This window comes from Hymenobacter cavernae, from assembly GCF_014641455.1.
Taxonomy (GTDB): Bacteria; Bacteroidota; Bacteroidia; order Cytophagales; family Hymenobacteraceae; genus Hymenobacter; species Hymenobacter cavernae.
This window is the reverse complement of sequence record NZ_BMHT01000003.1, coordinates 481,337-504,280: the sequence shown is the minus strand read 5'-3', so window position 1 is coordinate 504,280 and position 22,944 is coordinate 481,337. Positions and strand designations below refer to the sequence as shown.

The following is a 22,944-nucleotide window of genomic DNA, read 5'->3' as shown; positions in this document are numbered from 1 at the left end:
AAAAAGCGGGAAAACGAGATGTCAACTAGTATTCGAATCTAAACCTAGCTGTCGTGGCGCGCAAAAATACGCAAAATGCCACGCCTTGTAGCTAGTGAAAGCCTGCCAAAGCTGAGAAAGAGGAAACTCCCCAAAAAACTTGGCGGCTCATTTTCAAGAGGTTGGTTGATCGAAAAATGCGGTTGCAAGCCGCTAAATCAAAAAAAATGGCGGGCTGCACAACATCAGCTTGCCGAAAAGAGTATAGGAAAATCAACGTGGAAATGCCCGCTGCTCTGGGTGTTATCTAACACCGAACCACAGGGCGGCAGTTCCGCTGCGCTTCTCTGATCTATCTCCAAAACATTTTTCCTGACTCCTATGGGTGACGCTCGCCTTACCCCCGAACAAAATGGCTTCCGCTACGGCCTTCTTACCGCCGGTGCTATGATTGTGTATACCCTGATAGCCGTCTTTGCCGGTTTCTTCGACCGTCTGGAAGCGGGTGGCTTCAATCTGGTAATTATCTCTGCCGGCATTGCCATGGCCATTGCCAACTTCAAACGCTCCAAGGACAACCGCATTGGGTATCTGCAAGGGTTAGGAACGGGTAGCGTTACGGCAATGGTAGCCAGCATCACGCTGGGCTTCTTCTTCATCATCATGAGCGCCATTAAGCCGGAGCTGCTGGACCTGAGTCACGCCCGCGACCTATTCGGCTACGATCTTTCGGCCCTGATGGCGTTTCTGGCTATTATCCTGATGGGTACCCTAGGTGGTGTCATTATTTCGCTGGTGGCTATGCAATATTTCAAGAGCCCCGACCACAAGCCCATATCAGGCATCGAATAATCTCTTGACTTTTTACTGGGAGAAGCCAATCCTTGTTCAGGGGGTTGGCTTTTTATTTGCTCCATAATATAGCGACAGGATAATATTTAGTTCGTTTGTGAATTTTTTTACAAAACTTACGGCCGAGCTATTGCGTATTAAACATATGTAATATATATTTGTATTATATATAGCACTTCGCTAAAGCTGAACAGCAAGTTCTGCGTAGTTTTGAGAAGTGCTGAACCCACGTACCGCCCCACACCTTTCTCCTGCTTTATGAAAGCGCTGTTCTCTACTCTTCTTCTGATCGTTGCGCTGGCTGGTTCGGCCGCGGCGCAAATGAAAGACTGGCACGCCGAGCGCGCCGTTTCGAGTGCGCCACCCGCCGAGCTGATTGATGCTCTCACGCGGCAGATGGCCGAAAAACTGCACCTCAACGAAGGGCAGTACATCCGGCTACGCGCCGTAAATGAGATAAAGCTGACCGCAATCGACGAGATTGAGTGGCAATATCAGGACCTAGCCAAGCGCAACGCCAAAGTGTCGGAGCTGGAAAGCCAGTACGAAGCCGAGTGCAGCCGCATCCTGACGCCTTCGCAGCTAAGCCTCTACCACACTGAATTCCTGCATGATGCAGTGCCCGCCAAAACAGCCTCAAAGGAAAACGGGGTAGGGTAGAACTTCATCCTATTCTTCATTTCACTCTCTCCCAAACAAAAGGCGCTGCCGGTATACCGGCAGCGCCTTTTGCGTCTTTATCTTGGCTAATAATATATTGACTATGTGTGCGTTAGTCTAGATTCTGTGGGTAAACTGGCTTAGGTTAACTGCTATCTAAGTCGCTCGTAGCGGATTTCGGTGACGGTGCCCGTTGCGCCGAAATGAATCAGCAGCTTATTGGCGGCGGAGCGCTGGTGGCCTTTGTCGCACTGCGGGCCTGGCTCGATGTAGTAGAAGTATGTTTTCTCGGTTTGCTCATCCAGCTCAGCGCCATCGGGTTTGCCGAGCAGCTCATCAATGGCGTTGGTGCGGGCGCCAAAAAGCTCCTGGCGGTGCTTGTCGAGGGTGGGCAGCAGGGCGGCACGCTGGTTTTGGCAAGCGTAAGCATCGCGCCGCCAGCTGGCCGCGTCGAAGTCAGGAAAGCTAGGTAGCGAGTGGCCGCAACCCGTGAGCAGGAGCGTGGGCAGCAGTAAGCCGCTGAACAGTAAGGGGCTGAGAAAACGACGAACAAGCATAGAATAACGCCAGCAACCGCTGACCTAGGGCGAATTTCTGGTACGGAAGTAGAACGAAAGTACTAGATTTGTAACGCCCGCCTTCGCGGCGTTGAGTTTTCGAGCCATTCACTGTTCTGTTAGCTTCCTCTAGCCAATGAATCAAGCGCCGACTACGCTTACCTGCATCCTGCTGATTTTCTGCTCTTTGCTGCTGCCGGTGACGGCCGCGCCGGCTGCTGATGCACCGCATCGTGCACACAAGCCTACCGCCGATGCGCCTGTTATAACGGATGCCGCCCGCCGTGCCATGTACCAGGCCGCTTTCGAGCAAAACCTGATGCTGACTTACGTTCAGACGGGCTTGGCAACCAGCGGTTTACCGGTTACCGTATTTCGGGAGGCCTTACTAGGGTTTTACAGCTTGCAGTGCCAGGGTGCCGTTTCAACGGATAAGCAAGTCCTGACTGTGATTGACTTCAGCCGCTCTAGTCGCCTGAAGCGTTTGTGGGTCATTGATTTGCGGCAGCAGCGGGTGCTGTTCAATACGCTGGTGGCGCACGGCAAGAACACCGGGGAAGAGTTTGCCCAGAACTTTTCCAACGTAGAAGGCTCCGAGATGAGTAGCTTGGGTTTCTACCGCACCGGCCGCACTTACCAGGGCAAACACGGCCTCTCCCTGAAGCTGCACGGCCTGGACCCTAGCTACAACACGAACGCCAACAGTCGCTCCATCGTGGTGCACGGCGCTGATTACGTGAGCGAAGACTTCGTGCGGCAGCATGGCCGCCTGGGCCGCAGCCAGGGTTGCCCGGCCCTGCCCTCCGATCTTAGCTCCAGTGTCATTCAGGCCATCAAAGGTGGAAGTGCCATTTATATCCACGGTCCCGCCACGGCCCGCTACGCTTCCGATTGGCTGCAGCTGGATGCGGCTTTGCTTGGTTTTGCGCGCAGCAAAGGCCTGCCCACCAGCTAGGATACGCGTCGCTAACTGGTTTGCTCTGAAGCCAGAACGCCCGACCTACCTAGGTCGGGCGTTCTGGTTTTTGGCTTATCAAGTCTAGGCTCGGTCGCTGGTCGTCTTCACCAAGTTGATACCGGCAAAGAAGAAAATGAGGCCGACCAGGAAGGGCACGAGCGAGTTCATGCGGCTCAGACCTAGGCCGGCGATTTGCATAAAGCCTAGTGCGCCGTAGATAATACCAATAATGCCAAGCAGGGTAAGGATGGCGCCGAAGGTGCGTTTCTGATTCATGAGGAGAGGGTTACGTTGAAAAGTAAAAGGAGGAGAGAGGAGGAAAGTAATATTAACTGAGCCTAATACGACAACTCCGATAATTTGGCTGTCTTCCGCCAGCACAACCCTACTGTCGACTTCGCGTTACAACCCCGAAAGCGGCTTTCACGCTGCTTTTTCTCCCTATTCCCACTTCAAAACACCTTTTGCCATGAGAGGAAATCTTCGCTTCCTGATTGCGCTGGCGATGGCTGCTTTTTCCTTCGCTACTTATTACTGCAACCGCTCCACCAACGAAGTAACCGGTGAAGTGCAGCACGTTGCAATGAGCGCCGACCAGGAAATTGCCCTAGGCTTGCAGGCTGCGCCCCAGATGGCCCAGCAGTACGGCGGCATTCACCCGGACCGGGCGGCCGGGGCGGCGGTGCAGCGCATCGGCGAGCAGATCGTGCGTAGCACCAAAGCCAGCCAGACGCCCTACAAATTCCAGTTTCACCTGTTGGCCGATGAAAACACCATCAATGCTTTCGCGCTGCCGGGCGGACAAGTGTTTATCACGGCGGGACTGCTCAAAAAGCTAGGTTCTGAGGGCGAGGTAGCCGGCGTGCTGGCCCACGAGATTGGACACGTAGTGGCGCGGCACTCGGCCGAGCAGGTTGCTAAGTCGCAGCTTACGCAGGGCCTGACCGGCGCGGCCGCCATTGCCAGCTTCGACCCCGATCGGCCGGGTACCATCGCCAATGCCGCCGTGGCCGCCATGATTTCGAAGCTGCTCACGCTGCGCTATGGCCGGCAGGACGAACTGGAGGCCGACAAACTGGCCGTCGACTTTACACCCCAGGCCGGCTACGATCCTAGGTCGATGATCAAGGTGATGCAGGTTTTGCAGCAGGAAGGCGGCAGCAGCAGCCCACCCGAGTTTCTGAGCACGCACCCCAACCCCGGCAACCGAATTCAGGAGTTGCAAAAAGATATTGCAGCCGATTTTCCGAATGGTTTGCCCGCTGGTTTGAAACAATAAATTGTTAATAAGTACTGGAGTTTCGTGCTACTATTATAGTTCTTGTATTCGTGTATTTCTTGCTGTTTTAGTGTATTAATCATCGTTTTATCAGGATTTTGTATTTTTTTGAATATGAAGAATCGGATCTGGTTTACTCTAGTGCTTTTAACACTGCTACCTTCTATCAGTCATGCGTCTGAGGTTACCAGCATCATGGAAGGCCTAGATACCTTGGTGGAGCTTTTCCTTTTGTTCGTCGCTGGATTTATACTCCTGATTTGGTTTCTAATTAGGCGAAGCTCAAAGAAGTAGTAGCCACTTAAGCAGCCTGCGGAGCTACATCAGTAAGCAGAAGCATAAACGTGGCCGGGATACTATTCCGGCCACATTGCGTTTGTACGGTTGAGGTACCTCGCTATTCCCACCCAAGTAGCCTTATTATGACCAGGAAAAATGCGCATCTGCTTCGCTTATTGTTCGTGCTGAATCCAGTTTCGGGCGACATTGACAAGGGACATCTGGAAGATGAGCTCACCACTTTTTGCACCGAACGGGGCCGCACGGCCGCCTTTTTTCACACCACCGGCGAAGACGACCTGGGTAAGCTGCGCCAGCACCTGGCTGATCATAAATACGATGCGGTGTTTGCCGCGGGCGGCGATGGTACGGTAAAGCTCGTGGCAGAAGCCTTGCTCGGCAGTGATATGCTGCTTGGTATTCTGCCCCTGGGTTCCGGCAATGGCCTCTCGAAAGACCTAGGTATTCCGCAGGACCTGGATGCGGCGTTGCGGCTCATCTGGGAATACGAGATTCGGGAGATTGACACGATGCTGGTCGGCGGCCACTTTTCGGCCCACCTCGCCGACCTAGGTTTCAACGCGCTGGTCGTGGAGCGGTTTTGCAGCGGCGACACCCGCGGACCGGGCGCCTACATTCGCATTGCCTTGCAGGAGTACCTGAACTACGAGCCGTGCACGTACCACATCGAAACAGATCGGGAAACCTTTGAAGGTAAGGCGTTTATGCTGACCGTGGCCAACGCTAACACCTTCGGCAGCAACATGGTCATCAACCCCGACAGCCGCCTTGATGATGGCGAGTTTGAGCTGTGCCTCATCGAGCCCTTTCCAAACACTGCCATGCTTGGTATTCTGTACCAACTCTACAACGAAAACTTCGATGCCTCGGCCTACACGCGCCGGCTGCGCTGTCGCCGGGCCAGCATTTCGGTACCGGGGCAGCAGCAAGTGCTGGCGCAGGTAGATGGCGAGCCGATTGAGCTGACCACGCCAATTGCAATAGAAATCAGTCCGCGGAGCCTGCGGGTGCTGACGCCCGCACCGTCGTCGGGAGCGGAGTAACGCTGGTTTGGGGCGGTATTAATCGTTGACGAAACACTTCCGGCGCCGGGTCCGTGGTGTCAGTCGGCTCCAGCGTCCGCAGCCACACTTCCCCATTTTCGTAGAAATCGAGGCCAAAGAAACCGGTGTGCTCGTGAATGAAAGTGGCGCGGCCCCCCTGTTGCACAAATGCCGTTTTGCTGCCCGCGCCGCTGACCAGGTAGTGCCCGTTTTTGTAGTGAAAGTATTGCAGGTTGTGGTCGTGGCCGGCGGCGTAGATGATGTTCGGGAACTGCTGTAGCACCTTTAGCAGCCGCCGCCGCATCTTGCGGTAGCGCGGGTGCGCCATATCTTCCTCGGCCCCAACCAGGTTGCGGTAGAGCGGGAGCAGGGAGCCGATACCAGGCAGCGGCACGTAGGCTTTTTTGTACACCGTCGTCAGCGGAAAAACGTGCTGCTTGGCCGTGAACTTGCCCCCGTGCAACGCGTTGGAGTACAGCGGGTGGTGCCCGGCTACCAGAATTTGCTGATGACGGTTTTGCTCCAGAATCTGCTGTAGCTGCCGAAAAGGCGTTTTGGCGTCGGCCGCGGTGCAGCCGTGCAGGGCGCCCAATGGCTTCGGGCCATGCTGCACCCACCATTGCGTATTCAGCACTACCAGCAGCAGGTTGTCGGCGAGCTGAAGCGTTACGGGGCCGGGGCAGCCGTTGGCAGGCAGATAATACGCGCCCGGCAGCCGCTGGCGCACATACGCCTCCTGACGCAGCAGGTACTGATACCCGTCGCGCCGGCCTTTATTCCAGTCGTGGTTGCCACTTAAATAAATGATGCGCCCGGCATAGTCACGTAGGGTAGCCAGCTGCACATCGAGGCGGCGCTCGGCAGCTTTGCGGCCCGGAGCATCCTCGGCCGGCAAGCCCGTAGGATAAATGTTGTCACCCAAAAACACGACGGTACTCGCCGCATCAGCCTCACGCAGCCAACCCTGAAGCAGATTCAGGATCGGGTCGGAGCCATCCGTGGCCACGGCGCCGGCGTCGCCCACTAAGGCCACCCGGTGCCGCAAAGCTAGGTCGGGCGCAGGGTGGTGGCTGGCCCACTCCTGCGCTTCGGGAGCCACGTAGGGCCGCCGCCGGTAGCGGCGCTCCTGGGCGTAGCGCAGCACGAGCCACACACTTAAGGCCACAAGAGCAGCTACGAAGGCATAGAGCAGGAGTGGCGTGATGGGCATGTTGGGAAAGCTTGTTAAGTGCTAACGCAATTCAATTCTGTCTGTTTACTGATGTAGCCCAACTGACTTGAATTACAGAGTTTTGCCCTAAAAATTCGGCGGCGTCAGGTTCTTGAAGTGCCCGTTGAGCCGGGCTCGCTCCTTCAGGCGCTCGGTTTCAACCACCACCGGCAGAATAGCCTCCAGGTGTTCCAACACGATTTCCTGCCGCTCACTCTCGCTGGTAGCGGCCAGCAGCTGGTACTCCTGCTCGCTCGTGAAACCTAGGTGGTGCGCAATATCATACACCCGGTAGTCGGGGGCTAGGTCGAGAAAGAGCTTGCGCAAGCCCAGCGCCTCGTAAAGTTGGCGGACGTATTCGGTGATGCGCGGCTTGAGCATAGCGTCTTCGGTAGTGTCGTCGGCAATGTCTTCGATGCGGGCGGCGGCGTAGAGCTTGCCGGGTGCCTGCCGGTAAAAGTCACGAATACGGAACACGCTCACGCCCTGCGTCCGAACGTCCAGCTCGCCGCTGGGATAGGTTTTATCGATGCCCAGCAGGCGCACTTCCGTGCCCAGCTCGCTCACGCTTTCATTTAGGTAAGGCGGAATGCCGAAGGTGATGCCCGTTTCGATACAGTCGCGCACCAGCTGCCGGTAGCGGGGCTCGAAGATATGGAGGTTGAGTTTTTCGCCGGGAAAAACAACAAGATTCAACGGGAAAAGGGCTAGAGTACGGGGCATAGCAAGTAACAGAGAAACGCAGGAAAAGTACCGCAAAAAGCCGTAGAGTCTTCCGGGGGCGGTGCCAAATCTGCTACTTTTGCCCGCGGGCCCGTTGCGGCTTTAACCCTGAAATCTCCCTTTTACACAGTGTCAACAGACTTTAAACGGTATTGGCGGATAGCCCAACGCGTGCTCCTGCAAGTGGTGGCGGCCTTGTTTCTGACGTCCATTGCCTGGGTACTCATCTACCGGTGGGTGTCGCCGCCCGCTACTTTCCTGATGCTGGACCGCCGCGCCCACGCGCCCGTCGGCAAGGGCTACTACGGTATTCAGGAAACCGACCGGCGCATTCGCTACCGCTTTCGTAGCCTGGATGAGGTAGCCCCGCACGTCCCGCTAGCCCTGATTGCGGCCGAAGACCAGCGTTTCCTGATCCATCACGGCTTCGATGGTAATGCTTTGTGGGAAGCGGCCAAGTACAACCTGAGCGGCGGCAAAAAGCTGCGCGGTGGCAGCACTATCTCGCAGCAAGTTGCGAAGAACGTGTTTCTGTGGCAGGGCCGCAGCTACATTCGCAAGGCCGCGGAGGCGTACTTTACGGTGCTTATTGAGTTATTCTGGAACAAGCGCCGCATTATGGAAATGTACCTGAGCGTGGCCGAAATGGGCGATTGTACCTTCGGAGTGGAAGCCGCCGCCGAGCGGTATTTCCACAAATCGGCCGACCGCCTCACCCCGCCGGAAGCGGCTCTGCTGGCAGGCGTGCTGCCGAATCCACTGCGTTTTCGGGCCAGCAATCCTGGTCCGGTGGCCCGCGCCAAGCAGCAGCGCGTGCTGCGCAACATGCGGCGGCTAGGTGGCACCGCCTACGTGCGGGAACTGGTGGAAGAATAACAACTTGAACGCTCAACGCGCATGAAGCTAGGTTTGTACCTCCTGAGTCTGCTCCTCTTTACCGCCTGCGCCGTGGAGCGCCCGGCCGCCATGCGCCACGACATTAGCCAGGTGCTGGCTACGCAAACCGCCGCCTGGAACCGCGGCGACGCGGCCGGCTTCATGCAAGGCTACTGGAATTCTGACTCGTTGGTGTTCATTGGCAAGCGTGGTCTCACCTACGGCTGGCAGCCAACACTCGACAACTACCGGCGCAGCTACCCCAACGCCGCGGCTATGGGGAAGCTTACGTTTTCAAACCTGCACATCACGCCGCTCGGCGCCCGCGCCGCGCACGTGGCGGGGCGCTGGCACCTCGCGCGCCCGGCTGCCGGCGACCTAGACGGCCATTTTCTGCTGGTGTTCCGCCGTATTGATGGCCGCTGGGTGATTGTGGCCGATCATTCAAGCTAGGTTCTGTTCTACCTCGTAGCCAGCGGCGACTTTCAGGCACCTTGCTCTTTGGCTTTGCCGGGGTCTTCCGGCGTGGTTTCGTCTTTGTGCTTGCCTTCCTCAATGGCCGGAATGGCTTCGGTGAAGATGAGGCCCGTTTGGGCGGCGTGCTCGGCGGCCTGCACGGTGTCCTGCACCAGCAGCATTTCCACTTTGTGCTCGTCGTCGCGCAGGTCTTCGGCCACTTTCTCCACGAGGGCGGCACGGTCGGGGCGCATCACGTCGCGGATGTAAATGGCCAGAATACGGCCGGGATGCCGCCGCACAACTTCGCGGTAAATGTTGGCATCTTCCTGCCCACTGTCGCCGATGAGCACGAACGGCAACCTAGGGTAGGTGAGCAGCAGGTTATCGATTTCCTTGAGCTTATGATCGTGGTGGGCGCTGGGATGCTGCGAGTTGCCCTTGCGGGCGAGGGCCATGTCGCGCAGCAGGATCGGGCCGGCTGGCACGTCGTTCAACGCCAGAAAATCTTCCAGCAGATCATACAGATTCCAGGGGCTGCTGCTCACGTAGAAGAACGGGTTGTTGCGCTTACCGTTCCGACCTAGCTGCAACGCCCGGTAAAACTCCGCCACCCCTTTGAATGGCAGCCGCGAGCGGGCATTGCGCAGCAGCACCGTGCGGGCCATGCGCAGCAAGTCGGTAGCCGAGGTTTGAATAACGGTATCGTCCAGGTCGCTGATGATGCCGTACTCGGCGTCGGCGGGCGGAATGAGCACATGGGCCTGCACTTTTAGGCCAGTAGGCGTCGGCAAGGGTGCTGGTGCCGCCTGGAGACGTATTTCCACTGGATACCACAAGTAGTCAATGGGTTCGGGTAAACACGTTGGTTCCAGATTGAGCCGGAAATACCCTTCTTCATCGGTAACGATGGGGTGCTCGGAGCCATCGGCCGGGCAGATTAGGAGCTGAGCGTCCGGAATCTCGTTGCTCTCAAAACGCCGGTACATATTCAGCAGGTTTTGCAAGCGCGAATCGTCGGCACTTGGCTCACTAATGCCTTTATCGGTGAGCAGACGCCCGGTTACGTAGAGGCGCGTGGGCGTGCCGTAGCTGCGGTACGGCACCAGCTGCAACGGGTGCAGCAAACCTAGCCGGGCGCGCATTCGGAGCACCAGATCATCGGCGCGCTCCGCCCAGTCGCTTAATTTATCGAGAAGTGGAGGCATAGCAGGAGGAAGGAAAGGAAAGCATTGCCAAAGGATACGTGCTAACTCAGCGCTAATGTTACGGCTTGTCCGGTTTAGAGTAGCAATAACTGGAAAAGCAAGAAGGCCAGCTACCGGGGTAGCTGGCCTTCTAATACCTAGGTTTGCAGAAGCTTACAGCGCCTTTTGCAGCGCCAGGAAAGCAGAGTTGTCAACGGTGCGGCCCTTGCAGCCTAGCTCACCGGCTTTGGTGTTGATGGCTTCAATGCGAGCACCGGGGTCGGGGTGGGTGCTCAGGAACTCCGGCGTGCTCTGCTGCCCGGCGGCTTGCGCCTTAATAAAGAAACCAGCCGTGCCGTCGCAGGCGTAGATGGTTTTGTTGAGGTACGCCACGGAGTAATTGTCAGCTTCCCGCTCAAAGTCACGGCTGAACTTAAGCTGACCTAGGCCCGCGGCAATCTGAGCGAGCTGGTTGGGGTTCTCACCCAGCACCAAACTCAGCAGCAGCGAGATGCCATATTGCTGCTGCAGCTGTTGAGAGGTGTGGCGACGGTCGGCGTGGGCAATTTCGTGGCCCAGCACCCCTGCTAGTTGGCTTTCATTATCCAGGAACTTGATCAGGCCCGAATACACATAAATGTGCCCACCTGGCGAGGCAAACGCATTCTGAATAGAGTCGTCCTTGATGATCTTTACGTCCCACACAAAATTCTGGCGGTGAGCCAGCTGGCCAGAATTAAGAACGCGATTCACAATCGGGTCGAGCAGCTGATAAGCGCGGGCGTTGGTGGAATTACGCTCCAAAAGCTGCCCTTTGGCGCGGTACGTCGAATCGGTTTCGGCCGCGACTTTATCGCCCAGGGCGATATCGTCTTCAATGGAAAAAAGGACCACGCCGTCGCCATCACTAGAACAGGCGGTGGTGCCCAACACGGTAGCTAGGGAAAGGAGTAGCCAGGGTTTGAGCAAGAAGTTGCGCATACTGATTAGAAAGGAAGTAGAAGGGTAAGTAACTGATTAAAAGCTAGGTGCTGCTGAGGAAGAAAGCTGGCAGCGAGTATTAAAGCAGCTTTTTCAGCTCCGTGAGGTTCGTGCTCGACGACGAGCGGCCCGTGCAACCTAGCTGCTTCGCCCTGGCCTGGATGCTGCTGATGCGGGCGCCAGGGTTGGGGTGCGTGCTCAGGAACTCGGGCGGGTTCGACTGGCCCGCTTTCTCTGCTTTAATGAAGAAGCCCGCCGTGCCGTCGCAGGAGTAGTAATTGGTGCCTTTGAGGTACGCCACGGAGTAGTTATCGGCCTCCCGCTCGTAGTCGCGGCTGAACTTAAGCTGACCTAGGCCCGCGGCAATCTGGGCGAGCTGGTTGGGGTTCTGCCCTAGCACCAGGCTCATCAGAATGCTGACACCCATCTGCTTCTGCAACGACTTAACGGAGTGGCGGCGGTCAGCGTGGGCAATTTCGTGACCGATTACACCGGCCAGCTGGTCTTCCGAATCCAGGTATTTGATCAGGCCCGAATACACGTAGATGTGGCCGCCGGGCGTGGCGAAGGCATTTTGAGTTGCGTCATCCTTGATGATCTTCACATCCCAAGGGAAGTCTTTGCGGTAGGTGATCTGGCCGCTGTTCAGCACGCGGTTCACCACGGCATCGAGCAGCTGGTAGGCACGGGCGTTCTTGCTGTTGCGGTCCAGGAGCTGTCCTTTGGCGCGGTAGGTCGAATCCGTCTGGGCCGCCACCTGGGCACCTAGGGTCTTGTCGGTTTCGATAGAGAGCAGCGAGAAGCCCTGGTAAGGCGGATGAGCAGCGCCGGTAGCAGCCAAGGCACCCAGCGAAAGGAAAAGAGAAACCTGCAAAAAGGGGCGTTTCATAGAAAGAAAGGAGCTTGGAAAGGTGAATAGAACAGCAAAAACAAAGAAAAAACGGTGCCAGAACCAGGTGGGGCACGCTTACGATAGATATTAGGGTTTGGTTATATTATCCGGCATAACTAACGCTGTCAGCAAGCGTGACATTGCCTTGATGGCGGGTTAGCACGCAGAGGCAGCGCTACTTTCGCGGCGCATCTACGTAGAGGAAAAACCACCAGTGCCGCCTTAGGCGGTGCCTTCCTTGTATCTCCTATGTCAGTTGCCGCTACGCATCCGCGTCCGAAAACCAAGAAAAAGAAGCTCGCTCCGCTGGAGGAAGCGCACGAACTCTATAAAGACCCTGCACGCCAGGCTGAGCTAGCCGGGCTGCGCTACCTCACCGATACCAAACCTGGCCTGACCCGCCAACCTGGCCCCGACGGCTCCTTTACGTACGTAGATGCTAAAGGCCAGCCCGTTACTGATGAGAAGGTGCTTGAGCGCATTCACAGCTTTGTCATTCCGCCGGCCTGGACCGACGTGTGGATTTCCCCCGTGGCCAATAGCCATTTGCAGGTGACCGGGCGCGACGCCAAAGGGCGCAAGCAGTACCTCTACCACGCGGGCTGGGACGCCGCCCGCAGCCTTACCAAGTTCAGCCGTTTGCGGGCTTTTGGCGAAAAGTTGGCCGGATTGCGCGCCCAAATTCAGAAAGACCTAAAGCGGCCTCAGCTAGATAAGCAGAAGGTAGTTGCCCTGGTGCTGAACCTGATGGATCAGTCATTTATCCGCGTCGGGAACCGCGAGTACGCCAAGAAAAATAAAACGTACGGCCTGACCACCATGCGCGACAAGCACGTGCAGGTTAGTGGCGACGACGTGCGGTTTAGCTTCGTAGGCAAGAAGGGTGTGCCCCATGATCTGACCATCCACGACCGTAAGTTAGCCCGCCTGGTGCAGAAATGTAAAGAAATTCCGGGTCAGCACTTGTTCCAGTACTACGACGCCGACGGCCACCGCGCCGAGTTGGAATCGGGCGACGTGAACCAGTACCTGCACGATGTAACCGGCCTGAGCCTCTCGGCCAAAGACTTCCGCACTTGGGGCGGCACCGTGAAAATGGTGGAGTGTCTGGAGAACGTATTGCACGAAGAGCCAGACCTACCCAAAACCAAAGTGCTCAAACGCGCCGTGAAAGAAGTGGCCACCGGCCTAGGTAATACACCCACGGTGTGCAGTAAATACTACATTCATCCTCAGGTAGTTGAGTTGTTTAATTCTGACAAGCTGATCAACTACCTGCGCAAACACGACGCCGACCCCAGCGAAAACGACCTGCTCTCACCCACCGAACACATGGTGCTGGAGATGCTGGAAGAGGTGAAATAGTGAAATAGTGAGGTGGTGAGTTTGATGTTTTATATGCGCAATAAGAACACTAAACTCACCACCTCACTATCTCACCATCTCAGTCTCCTTCCCGGTCGTAAGCGTGCATTTGCACGCCTTTGTGGGTTTTGTCGCGGGTAGTGGCGCTGGCTTCCAGCGTGTTGCCGCGGCGCGTGTCATAATAATACGTCTTTTTGCCGCCGCGCCGCACGTGCGAAGTGTCCTTCACAGTATCAGGGTTTGGGCCGCCGAAGATGTCGACGCGGATGCTGCGGCTTACGTCGCCGGTTATTTCAAATACGTCCTCGCCACCTAGGCCATGTAGCGTGATGAGTTTGGTTTCCGCGGTGCGAAACGTGCGGCGGTAAAGTAGCGGTGCCTTGTCGGAAAGGGCGTACAGGCTGACCAGCGTGGTCGAATCGGTGAGGCGCTGCACCACGAAGCGCTCGGGCTGGTCGGTGCCGGCGATGGTAACTTGATGAGCTAGCTTGCGATAGTAGGTGCGGGCCGCCGCAGGCAAGGCAGCCCGGCGCGCCCGGAGAAACGCCGCCGTGCGCTCACCTTCCAAGGCGTAAACCGGCGGCGGCAAATGACGCAAAGCTGCCTGAATAACATCATCGGAAAGCCGCGTTTGCAGCTCGGAAGCTAGGTGCTGAAACTGCTGGTCAGTCACTTCATTCAAGGCGCGCTCATCAATGAAGCGGGCATTCTTGACCAGGCCAGGAATGTTCTCATAATGGGGTTTGAACGTGCGCAGCTTGCCCACAATAAACGGCCGGCTGACCAGCCATGGCACCAGCCCATCATCGAAACGGTAGAACACCTGGTCGCGGTCCTTCGGGACCGGGCGGTAGAGCGTGCGGCCTTTCTCTTTGTACACCGCCCATTGCCACTGCCCCTCGTGCCGGTCCCAGTCGCCGAGCCAGATGTCGAGTAGGCGGGCGCGGGCAAAAGCCAGTTGGTCGAACTGAAAGCTAGGTTCCTGATAACGAGCGCGCAGCACGTCCTCACTGTCTTGCAGATCCTGGGCGTCGCCGAAAGCGGGCGTCAGGTTGTTTTTGCCGTCAAACTTTTCTTCCAGCAAAGCCACCTTGCCCTGAAACCTAGGTGCATTTTCACCCAGCCCTGTCTCGTCGGGGCGGATGTACAAAAGGCGGGGCGTGGTGTGCAGCACCCCGGCCGCCTGCGCCAGGGGCGGCACCACAAAGGCGCCGTAGGGGTTGATGGCCGAAGTAGCATCGCGCACTAAGTTCAGCACAAACGTTTTGCGCAGAAAAGGTGGCAGCGTCTTGTACGGGTCTTTGTCGAGGGTGCGCAGCGCGTACTCACGGCCGTTGTTGCCGAGCAGCGTCATACTGGTGCTCTGAAACCCACCACCTAGCTTGCCGGCCCGCAAACCGCCTGCTATGGTCGTTTGCAGATTCAGCACCGGGACCGTCACGGGCGTGGTCCAGACTTGGCGGTAGTGCCGGCCGAAGAAAATGGTGTGGAACCCACTGGCCTTGTAGTGCCGCCCGGCCGTCACGCGGACGCTGTCAGCGGTGGGCGCGAGCGGGGCCGCGCCGGGCACGCGGGCATCGGTCTGAAAGAAATTCTGTCGGGCGCAGCCAGCAGCCAGCAGCCAGCAGAGGAGGAGGAAGAGTAACCGAAAAACCATGTAAAGATCAAAAACGCAGCTTAACAGCTTCAACGCAACGGAACGATAAAAGATAATAGTACAACCGCTGCCCGATGGTTTGCGGTATAAGAGCGACCGTCCGTGTGGCGTGCATTATCCTAGTACCTGTGCTTCCTTTTTCCTTTTGTTCCTGGAGCGGTTCTGTGGTGATGGTTCTGTGGTGTGGGCTGCTGTGCGGCTCGTGCTCGGCGCCAGCTGCCCACATCGGGCCACTGCCTGCCATCGGCCCCGATTCGACGGTGCAGGTGGCCGCCGGACCGCAGTACATGCGCAGCGCTGTGCACCAGCTCTTTTGGGGAAAACACTACCGGAAGCTGTGGGCCGTGCCCGTACCGGCGCGCGTGTTCAACCTGCGCACGGCCGTGCCGGGTGGCTTCACGCCGGTGCGGGAAGGCGGCAGTTTTCAAACCAAGAACCTCCGGCTGATCGACCGCGACGATGTGGAGTACGTGCTCCGGTCCGTCGATAAGGACGCCACCAAAGCCTTGCCCGTGCGCTTTCAGAAAGGGTTAATTGCCAATCTGATGAAAGATCAGACCAGCGTAATTAACCCATATGGAGCCTATATTGTGCCGCCGCTGGCAAAGGCGGCCGGCGTGTACTACACCAATCCGCGCCTGGTGTGGGTGCCCGACGACCCGGCGCTCGGCGAGTTCCGACCTAGCTTTGCCAATGCTTTATATCTGCTGGAAGAACGCCCCGACGGCGACCAGCGCGACAGCCCCAACTTCGGCCGCTCGGCGCGGGTCGAAAGCTCCCGCAAGGCGTTTACCAACCTAGCTTACAGTCACCACTACCGCGTCGATGCGCGGCAATACCTGCGGGCCCGCCTGTTTGATATGTGGCTCGGCGACTGGAGCCGGCGCGAGGATCAGTGGCGGTGGGCTAGCTTTCCGACGGCGGGCGGCACCGTGTACCGGGCCATTCCCCGCGACCGGGACCATGCCTTTTTCAAGTTCGACGACGGCGTGCTGACGCGCGTTATCAGCTGGATAAAAACCAATTATCAAAGCTTTCACGGCAAAATTCGGTTGCAGGATGTGGAAGGGCTCAACCGCGCCGCGCTGCCGATGGATAAGTCGCTGTTAGCCTACCTCACGGCCGACGACTTCCGGCAAGTAGCCGACTCGATGCGCCAGCAGCTCTCCGATGCCGTGATCCGGCAGTCGCTGACGGTGTGGCCCCGGCAGGTGTACGCGCTGGCCGGCGAAGAATTCGATACCAAGCTGCGGCAGCGGCGCGAGCAGCTGCCCGCCGTAGCGGCCAAGTTCTATGAGCTGCTGGCCCGCGACGTAGAGCTGCCCGGCACCGACTTGGCCGAGCGGTTTGTGCTGGAGCCGCTGAATGAGTGGCAGGTGCGCGTGCGCGTATTTGCCCTGCAAGCCGGCCGCCGCGATAGTCTGCTCAATGAGCGCACATTTGATGCGCACCAGACCCGCTCTATCAAGCTCTTCGGGCTGGGCGGCAACGATGTGTTTGAGCTGCACGGGCTGCCTGCTGCACGCTTTGCCCTAGGTATTTACGACGGAGCCGGGCAAGATGTGGTGAAAGCGCAAAATGCTTCCGACAAACCTGGCTTCACCAACATTGTGGTGTACGACAGCGGCGACGGAAACACCATCAACGGCTCTGTCAAAGGTCTGAAAGTGGAACCGTACCAGCCACGCGCGCAGGAGTTCGACGCGGCTGGCTGGCTGCTGCGCCACCGCCTGTTCTGACCTAGGTTTGCTTAGGCTTCCAAAAGCCAGCGTTCCGCCAGGTGGAGGTCGTCGAAATAACGGATAAGAGGCCGGTCAGGTAGCTGATCCGTTATGCGGCGATTAGTCAGCTGGCTGATAACATCGTGGGCTTGCATGAGGGCACCGCGGGCGTAGCCGCACTCCCGCACAGCCCTAGGCACCCAATCGGTCACTATCCAGCGCTGATCGTCGGGCATGAGTGGAGCCCGGAGCTGATGATCGGATAAAATCCTGTTGAGGCCTGATTCGCGTAGCAGCGTTAAGACTTGCCCATACACCTCGTGCAGCTCACCGCTGCGAATCACGACCGGGTGCCAGTCGATTCGGACGTATCCGAAGCTATGCTCGATTATGCTAGCCAGGCTGTTATGAAAATAAAGAGACTCGTGAGTCGGATAACGCAAAGCAAGCATCGCGCGGAACGCTTAAAAAAGTACACATTGATGTCAGAGGCAGGAACGTGCAAAGAGGCAGAAAAGAGCGGAGTTACAAAGTAGTACTTTTAAGCGGCTAATTGCCTATGAACAGGATAAAATTAGAATGTTTCAGGGAAAACCTAGGTGCTTCTCCCGTAGGCGTGAGCTGTTGAAAGAGTAGCCAGGGAATAGTATTTATTTGAAAATCTTGACTTTGTCTTTGTGCTTGGTGCGCAGGTACTGGCGAATAATCTGCTGCACGTCCTTATTGTCGTTGTAGCGCGTAATGACCTCTTTGAAATCAGCCAGCCTGCGCGCCGAAAACGTCTCCGCATCCACGTAGCCAAAACCTAGGTAGCGGCCGTGCTCGACGACGACCACCGTTTTTTCCAGCTCCGTGCGGCCCTGCCCAATCACCACAAACGAGCTGTGCTCGAAGGTGAACGACTCAATAGCTTCTTCCACGCGCTTGTTGTACTCCTCAGGTGCTTCCAAACCTAGGCAGGCGCCCTTGCAGCGGTGCACCTGGTAGTCGAAGCAGGCGCCTTGCGTTTTGTACAGGTCGCAGAGCTTCTGGCATAGGTTGAACTTGGCAACCTTGTGAAACAGAAAGCCTTTGGCCTTAAATTGATTAGTGAGCGCAATGAGCGGGTGCGAGGCCGCGTGGTCGTCGGCGCGGCCGTAGTAGAGGCGCTTGTAGCCCTGCTCATCGGTGCGCAGGAAAATGCCGGCTGGAAACACCGAGCGGCGCTGCTGCCGATTATAAAGTGGCTTCAGGCGCTTGATTTCGTGCGATTCGTAGAGCAGCGCGATTAGCTCCGAACCCGTCAATTCCCACGTAATATCCGAAATAGAGTTCTTGAACTCCAGACTCTTGCGCGACTTATAATCGATGGCAAAGTGCTGCTGAATCCGCTTGTAGATGTTGATGCTCTTGCCCACATAAATCACTTCGCCCTGCTCGTTGTGGAAGTAATACACGCCCGCTTCCTGGGGCAAAGCCGCCACCTGCTGCGGCGTGATGTTGGGTGGGAGCAAAGCCGTTTTGATTGCCTCTTGCACCGCTGCCACGCGCTTCGGGCTAGGCTGCTTGGCTTTTTTCTGGCCGCTGGGCGCCGTTGCATCCACGGCGGCCAGGGTTTCGGCGGCACTAATACTGGGTTTCGTTAGGGCTTCCTCCTGCTGCGTTATTTTCAGGAGCCGGTCGAACAAGATGGCCGTAGCGGCAGCGTCGCCGGCGGCGCGGTGGCGGCCTTCCAACGGAATCCCGATGTTCTGGCACAGCTTGCCCAGGCTATAGCTAGGTTGCCCCGGAATGAGCGAGCGGCTCAGGCGCACCGTACAGAGCGTTTTGCGCGAGTAGTTATACCCTAGGTCCGCAAATTCCTTCTTCAGAAAAGAATAGTCGAAGCGCACGTTGTGGGCCACAAACACGCAGCCTTCTGTCAGCTCCACAATCTTGCGGGCCACCTCGTGAAACTTGGGCGCGTCGCGCACCATGTCGTCGGTGATGCCGGTGAGCTGCGTGATAAAGAAGGGGATAGGCCGTCCAGGATTCAACAAGGTCGAATACTGATCCACGACCTGCGTGCCATCGTGGATGTAAATGGCAACTTCCGTAATCCGGTCTTGGGTGGGCTGCCCGCCGGTGGTTTCCAGGTCAACTATAGCGTACAAAAGCGAGACGGTAGCAAGGACAAAAAAATAGGCTAGGTATTGCTAACAAAGATAGCCTACCAGAAGGTTGCAAAGCGCGGCAGTGCGCTAGCCAGAAACCTAGGTCTGTTTCAGCGCAAATGGTTTGCTACTGCACACAAAAAAAGCGGCTTGCCGAAGCAAACCGCTTTTATATTAGTATGAAAACCTAGGTTGAGTCTAGTGCTTCAAAGACGTAATGCTGTTTTTGGCAGCCAGAATCTGGCCGTGCTGCTGCTGAATCACTGATTTAGCTTCGGCGGGCAGGTCAGCAGCTTTCAGAGCTTGCTCGTAGGCTTCTAGCGCCGTAGCGTCGCCAGTTTCGCACTCGCCCAGGATGGCGTTATCGTCCTGGCCCGTTACGACCGACTTCAGGTTGATCCAGCCCCGGTGAACGGCAGCGGCAGCATCCGTCAGCACGCCTTCAATGGTGTTGCCACCTTCCGTCGTAATGCCGTATTGTTTAGCATGCTGCTTCAGCTCCGAAGCGAACTGAGCACGCTGCTGGCTGTACTGGGCCAGTTGCGATTTTAGCTGGGGGTTGCTTACGCCTTCAGCGGCTTCCTGGTAGCCTTTCGCACCAGTTTCGTTGATTTCTACGAGGTCGTTGTAAGCGCGGGCAGTTGATTCGTTGATAGCCATTTTGGTTGGGTGTTATGAAGAGAGTTGGGTTCAAAACTAACTCAGCATCATTCTACTGTGCTGGTTGAGGGAGTATACTACCGACGTACGTTTGAGGTTGCGTGCTCACCCCGAATCCGCTGCCAAATGCGGGCAAAAAATCCGGGCTTATCATCCGACTTGTCCTTCTTCGTGTCCTCACCCGCGGCAATGTCGCCGAGCAGGAAACCCCAGGGCTCGGTAGCTTTCGACGAGTCAAAAATGACCTTCAGCACGGCCGTGAGCGGAATGCTCAGAATCATGCCCGGCGTGCCCCAAAGCTCGCCACCTAGGATCAGGGCGATAATGGCTGCCATCGGGTTGATGCTCACCTTCGAGCCTGTGATGGTCGGTGTGATGAAGTTGCCTTCCAGAAACTGCACCACCATAAATACGCCCACCACGCCGAGCGCCCGCAGCGGCGAGCCGGTTTCAACCAGCGTAATTAGCGTGGGCAGCGCCGACCCGATGAAGATGCCGATGTAGGGAATGACGGCCAGCACCGAGGCAAACACGGCAAAGAAGATGGCAAACTTCACCCCAAGTACCAGCAAACCAATGGCATTCAGCACGGCTACAATGACGATAACCGTCAGCAAACCCGTGATATATGCCTGAATGACGTTCTGGATGCTGTCGATAGTGTGCAGCACCGACGTGCGCTTGTCGGGGGCTACAAAGCGGAACATGAACTGCCGCATATGGTCGCGGTAGTAGAGCAAGCAGAAGATATAAATCGGAATCAACGTCACCACACTCAGCACCGAGGTGGTGGTGTTCAGCGTGGTGCCCAGCCAGCCGCCAGCACGCGTCTTCAGCGAATCCAACGATTGATCAATGAACTGATCTTTGCTAATTGGCTGATAGCCAAAGCGGGCGCTTAGCATCTGTTGCACCTGGTCGAAGTACTGCGCTAGGCGTTCTTGCAGAAGTGGCAGCTCGTCGCGGAACTGCACGATTTGAGAACCAAAGACGTAGAACAAGCCAGCAACTGCCAGGATGACTATCAACAGGCAAACGACAATAGCGAGGGTGCGCGGAAGTCCCCAATTCTCAAAGCGCCGGCAAAGCGGCAACAGCAGCACAGCCAGCAGCCCCGAAAAGAAGATCGGGAGTAGAATGTCGTCGAGCCGGTGGAGCACAAACACCAGCAGCGAAAGGCCGATGAGCAGGAAGGTGTAATGAACAACGGCCGACTGCTTTATCTCAATGGGAGGGTTGGAGTGGCGCGGCGTGTTAAAATTGTTAGGAGTTGGTAGCATTGGCTAATAGAATTAGATACAGGGAGAGAGGAGAATAGCCGGTTTTTGGCTATATTTGAGTGTTTCGAATGAACTGCGAAGCTCGGTAGCGGGTTTTAGGAAAAGCGTTTGCCAATTGTATTAGTCTTTAGCAAACGCGTTTTTCTAAGCTGCTTCTTTGGTCCGGCTTTACGAAGTCGGTCGGGAAAAAGCCGATTTTCTGCGTTATTTTACCTCAAATTTGAATTAGTAGTTTCTGATGGCTGACGAACAACTTCCCCTGGTCCAGCACGCGTACACCGAAGACAGCATCCGCTCCCTGGATTGGCGCGAGCACATCCGGCTGCGGCCCGGCATGTACATCGGCAAGCTAGGTGACGGCTCAGCTTACGACGACGGCATCTACGTGCTCGTAAAAGAGGTTATTGACAACAGCATCGATGAGCACGTGATGGGCCACGGCCGCACCATTGACATCAAGATTTCCGACCAGCGCGTGCAGGTGCGCGACTACGGCCGCGGCATTCCGCTGGGCAAAGTGGTCGATGTGGTGAGCAAGATCAACACCGGCGGCAAGTACGACTCCAAGGTGTTCCAAAAGTCGGTCGGCCTGAACGGCGTGGGTACCAAGGCTGTCAATGCGCTTAGCAATTACTTCCTGGTGCAAAGTGTGCGTGACGGCGTGATGAAGTCGGCGGAGTTCAACCAGGGCAACCTGGTGCAGGACCCGAAGCCGGTGAAGACCTCCCAGCGCAATGGTACGCTCATCGCCTTCCAGCCCGACGATACCATTTTCCGCAACTACCGCTTCATTCCGGAGTACCTGGAAAACCAGATCTGGAACTACGTGTACCTGAACGCGGGCCTCACGATCAACTTCAACGGCCAGCGTTACCACTCCGAAAACGGTCTACTTGATCTGCTCGCTCGTAAAATTGACGAGGAAAGCCGCCGCTACCCGATCATTCACCTGAAAGCGCCCGACATCGAGCTAGCTCTCACCCACGGCAACGACTACGGCGAGGAGTATTATTCGTTCGTGAACGGTCAGTACACCACCCAAGGCGGTACGCACCTGGCGGCTTTCCGCGAAGCCGTGGTGAAAACCCTGCGCGAGTTCTACAAGAAGGAGTACGACGCGGCTGACATCCGTGGCAGCATTGTGGCCGCTATTTCGGTGCGGGTGCAGGAACCCGTGTTCGAGTCGCAGACCAAGACGAAGCTAGGTTCCATCAACATGGGCGAGGACGGCCCAACGGTGCGCGGCTTCATCCTGGACTTCGTGAAGGAGCACCTCGACAACTTCCTGCACAAGAACCCCGCTACGGCCGAAGCGCTGAAAAAGCGTATCGAGCAAAGCGAGCGGGAGCGGAAGGACATGGCCGGCGTGAAAAAGCTAGCTAACCAGCGCGCCAAAAAAGCCAACCTGCACAATCGCAAGCTCCGCGACTGCCGCCTGCACCTCGACGACCACAAGCACGAGAACGAAGCTCTCACCACGCTCTTCATCACCGAGGGCGACTCCGCTTCGGGCAGCATCACCAAGAGCCGCAACGTGGAGACGGAAGCCGTGTTTAGCCTGCGCGGTAAGCCGCTGAACTGCTTCGGGCTGAAGAAGAAAGTGGTGTACGAAAATGAGGAGTTCAACCTCTTGCAGCACGCCCTGAACATCGAAGAAGGCATTGAGTATCTGCGCTACAACCGCGTGGTTATCGCCACCGACGCCGACGTGGACGGGATGCACATTCGCCTGCTGCTGCTCACGTTCTTTCTCCAATTCTTCCCCGATCTGGTCCGCAATGGGCACGTCTATATCCTGGAAACGCCGCTGTTCCGCGTGCGCAACAAGAAGACGACCATCTACTGCTACAACGAGCAGGAGAAGCAAGCCGCCATGCGCAAGCTAGGTCGCAACCCTGAAATCACGCGCTTCAAAGGGCTGGGAGAGATTTCGCCGGATGAGTTCGGCAAGTTTATCGGCGAGAACATCCGCCTGGAGCCGGTTATCCTGCAATCGGACCGCTCGATTCAGCAGGTGTTGACGTATTATATGGGCAAGAACACGCCCGCGCGTCAGGAATTCATCATTGAAAACCTGCGTTTAGAAAAGGACCTGATTACTTCCGACATACTGCCCGTGGAGGAAGTCGCCGAAGCGGATTTAGCCTAAGCACCTAGCACAGACACTACGCAACGT

The 22,944-nt window shown here is 56.9% G+C and carries 22 protein-coding genes; 10 read left to right on the top strand and 12 right to left on the bottom strand.

Going from position 1 to position 22,944, the window contains the following annotated elements; genetic code table 11:
• The first annotated feature begins 360 nt into the window (after positions 1 to 360).
• Together IEX74_RS10360 and IEX74_RS10355 are read left to right on the top strand one after the other, a co-directional pair.
• Entirely contained in the window at positions 361 to 831 is a 471-nt protein-coding gene (locus IEX74_RS10360; protein WP_188813763.1) for a DUF4199 domain-containing protein, read from the top strand.
• Between the two features lie 258 nt (positions 832 to 1,089).
• On the top strand, positions 1,090 to 1,491 hold the full coding sequence (locus IEX74_RS10355; RefSeq protein WP_188813761.1) for a hypothetical protein: 402 nt from the start codon (positions 1,090 to 1,092) through the stop codon (positions 1,489 to 1,491).
• A 152-nt stretch (positions 1,492 to 1,643) separates the two neighbouring features.
• On the opposite strand, the gene IEX74_RS10350 is transcribed toward IEX74_RS10355, so the two are convergent.
• Positions 1,644 to 2,048: a hypothetical protein gene (locus tag IEX74_RS10350; RefSeq protein WP_188813758.1), complete on the bottom strand. Its 405-nt coding sequence runs from the start codon at positions 2,046 to 2,048 to the stop codon at positions 1,644 to 1,646.
• A 136-nt stretch (positions 2,049 to 2,184) separates the two neighbouring features.
• Here IEX74_RS10350 and IEX74_RS10345 point away from each other — a divergent pair, with 136 nt between their 5' ends.
• Positions 2,185 to 3,003 (top strand): murein L,D-transpeptidase catalytic domain family protein, encoded by an 819-nt coding sequence (locus IEX74_RS10345; RefSeq protein ID WP_229755194.1) that lies wholly within the window; start codon positions 2,185 to 2,187, stop codon positions 3,001 to 3,003.
• 84 nt (positions 3,004 to 3,087) lie between these two features.
• On the opposite strand, the gene IEX74_RS10340 is transcribed toward IEX74_RS10345, so the two are convergent.
• A complete protein-coding gene (locus tag IEX74_RS10340; protein ID WP_188813756.1) occupies positions 3,088 to 3,282 on the bottom strand; it encodes a hypothetical protein in 195 nt (64 codons plus the stop codon).
• A gap of 193 nt (positions 3,283 to 3,475) precedes the next feature.
• Here IEX74_RS10340 and IEX74_RS10335 point away from each other — a divergent pair, with 193 nt between their 5' ends.
• Positions 3,476 to 4,285 carry a M48 family metallopeptidase gene (locus IEX74_RS10335; RefSeq protein ID WP_188813754.1) on the top strand — a complete coding sequence of 270 codons (810 nt, stop codon included), beginning with the start codon at positions 3,476 to 3,478 and terminating at the stop codon, positions 4,283 to 4,285.
• Between the two features lie 422 nt (positions 4,286 to 4,707).
• Positions 4,708 to 5,628: a diacylglycerol/lipid kinase family protein gene (locus tag IEX74_RS10330; protein ID WP_188813752.1), complete on the top strand. Its 921-nt coding sequence runs from the start codon at positions 4,708 to 4,710 to the stop codon at positions 5,626 to 5,628.
• Here IEX74_RS10330 and IEX74_RS10325 read toward each other — a convergent pair.
• A complete protein-coding gene (locus tag IEX74_RS10325) occupies positions 5,573 to 6,838 on the bottom strand; it encodes a metallophosphoesterase (protein WP_188813750.1) in 1,266 nt (421 codons plus the stop codon). The genes IEX74_RS10330 and IEX74_RS10325 overlap by 56 nt on opposite strands.
• Before the next feature lie 87 nt (positions 6,839 to 6,925).
• Positions 6,926 to 7,561, bottom strand: coding sequence for an LON peptidase substrate-binding domain-containing protein (locus tag IEX74_RS10320; protein ID WP_188813748.1), 636 nt, complete (start codon positions 7,559 to 7,561; stop codon positions 6,926 to 6,928).
• Positions 7,562 to 7,690: 129 nt separating this feature from the next.
• Here IEX74_RS10320 and mtgA point away from each other — a divergent pair, with 129 nt between their 5' ends.
• On the top strand, positions 7,691 to 8,437 hold the full coding sequence (gene mtgA / locus IEX74_RS10315) for a monofunctional biosynthetic peptidoglycan transglycosylase (RefSeq protein ID WP_188813746.1): 747 nt from the start codon (positions 7,691 to 7,693) through the stop codon (positions 8,435 to 8,437).
• Between the two features lie 21 nt (positions 8,438 to 8,458).
• Positions 8,459 to 8,890 carry a YybH family protein gene (locus tag IEX74_RS10310; protein ID WP_188813744.1) on the top strand — a complete coding sequence of 144 codons (432 nt, stop codon included), beginning with the start codon at positions 8,459 to 8,461 and terminating at the stop codon, positions 8,888 to 8,890.
• Between the two features lie 32 nt (positions 8,891 to 8,922).
• Here the strand turns inward: IEX74_RS10310 and IEX74_RS10305 are convergent, their stop codons facing one another.
• The 3 genes from IEX74_RS10305 to IEX74_RS10295 all read right to left on the bottom strand — a co-directional run bounded on the left by IEX74_RS10305 (position 8,923) and on the right by IEX74_RS10295 (position 11,950).
• The gene (locus IEX74_RS10305; protein ID WP_188813742.1) at positions 8,923 to 10,101 is read right to left on the bottom strand and encodes an App1 family protein phosphatidate phosphatase; all 1,179 of its coding nucleotides are present in this window, start codon (positions 10,099 to 10,101) and stop codon (positions 8,923 to 8,925) included.
• A 153-nt stretch (positions 10,102 to 10,254) separates the two neighbouring features.
• On the bottom strand, positions 10,255 to 11,061 hold the full coding sequence (locus IEX74_RS10300) for a M48 family metalloprotease (protein WP_188813740.1): 807 nt from the start codon (positions 11,059 to 11,061) through the stop codon (positions 10,255 to 10,257).
• Positions 11,062 to 11,140: 79 nt separating this feature from the next.
• Positions 11,141 to 11,950 carry a M48 family metalloprotease gene (locus IEX74_RS10295; protein WP_188813737.1) on the bottom strand — a complete coding sequence of 270 codons (810 nt, stop codon included), beginning with the start codon at positions 11,948 to 11,950 and terminating at the stop codon, positions 11,141 to 11,143.
• 252 nt (positions 11,951 to 12,202) lie between these two features.
• Between IEX74_RS10295 and IEX74_RS10290 the strand changes: the two genes are divergently transcribed.
• A complete protein-coding gene (locus IEX74_RS10290) occupies positions 12,203 to 13,318 on the top strand; it encodes a DNA topoisomerase IB (RefSeq protein ID WP_188813736.1) in 1,116 nt (371 codons plus the stop codon).
• Positions 13,319 to 13,397: 79 nt separating this feature from the next.
• On the opposite strand, the gene IEX74_RS10285 is transcribed toward IEX74_RS10290, so the two are convergent.
• The gene (locus IEX74_RS10285) at positions 13,398 to 14,975 is read right to left on the bottom strand and encodes a hypothetical protein (protein WP_188813734.1); all 1,578 of its coding nucleotides are present in this window, start codon (positions 14,973 to 14,975) and stop codon (positions 13,398 to 13,400) included.
• A 128-nt stretch (positions 14,976 to 15,103) separates the two neighbouring features.
• On the opposite strand from IEX74_RS10285, the gene IEX74_RS10280 reads away from it, so the two are divergent.
• Positions 15,104 to 16,714 (top strand): hypothetical protein, encoded by a 1,611-nt coding sequence (locus IEX74_RS10280; RefSeq protein WP_188813732.1) that lies wholly within the window; start codon positions 15,104 to 15,106, stop codon positions 16,712 to 16,714.
• 11 nt (positions 16,715 to 16,725) lie between these two features.
• Here IEX74_RS10280 and IEX74_RS10275 read toward each other — a convergent pair whose 3' ends face one another.
• From IEX74_RS10275 to IEX74_RS10260, 4 genes are all read right to left on the bottom strand, one after another.
• Positions 16,726 to 17,148 carry a hypothetical protein gene (locus IEX74_RS10275; protein ID WP_188813731.1) on the bottom strand — a complete coding sequence of 141 codons (423 nt, stop codon included), beginning with the start codon at positions 17,146 to 17,148 and terminating at the stop codon, positions 16,726 to 16,728.
• 198 nt (positions 17,149 to 17,346) lie between these two features.
• Positions 17,347 to 18,828: an exonuclease domain-containing protein gene (locus IEX74_RS10270; protein WP_188813729.1), complete on the bottom strand. Its 1,482-nt coding sequence runs from the start codon at positions 18,826 to 18,828 to the stop codon at positions 17,347 to 17,349.
• 198 nt (positions 18,829 to 19,026) lie between these two features.
• A complete protein-coding gene (locus tag IEX74_RS10265) occupies positions 19,027 to 19,488 on the bottom strand; it encodes a ferritin-like domain-containing protein (protein ID WP_188813727.1) in 462 nt (153 codons plus the stop codon).
• Between the two features lie 77 nt (positions 19,489 to 19,565).
• Positions 19,566 to 20,768, bottom strand: coding sequence for an AI-2E family transporter (locus IEX74_RS10260; RefSeq protein WP_188813725.1), 1,203 nt, complete (start codon positions 20,766 to 20,768; stop codon positions 19,566 to 19,568).
• A gap of 238 nt (positions 20,769 to 21,006) precedes the next feature.
• Between IEX74_RS10260 and IEX74_RS10255 the strand changes: the two genes are divergently transcribed.
• Complete coding sequence (locus tag IEX74_RS10255; RefSeq protein WP_188813722.1) at positions 21,007 to 22,917, top strand: DNA topoisomerase IV subunit B; 1,911 nt, start codon at positions 21,007 to 21,009, stop codon at positions 22,915 to 22,917.
• Positions 22,918 to 22,944: the final 27 nt, after the last annotated feature.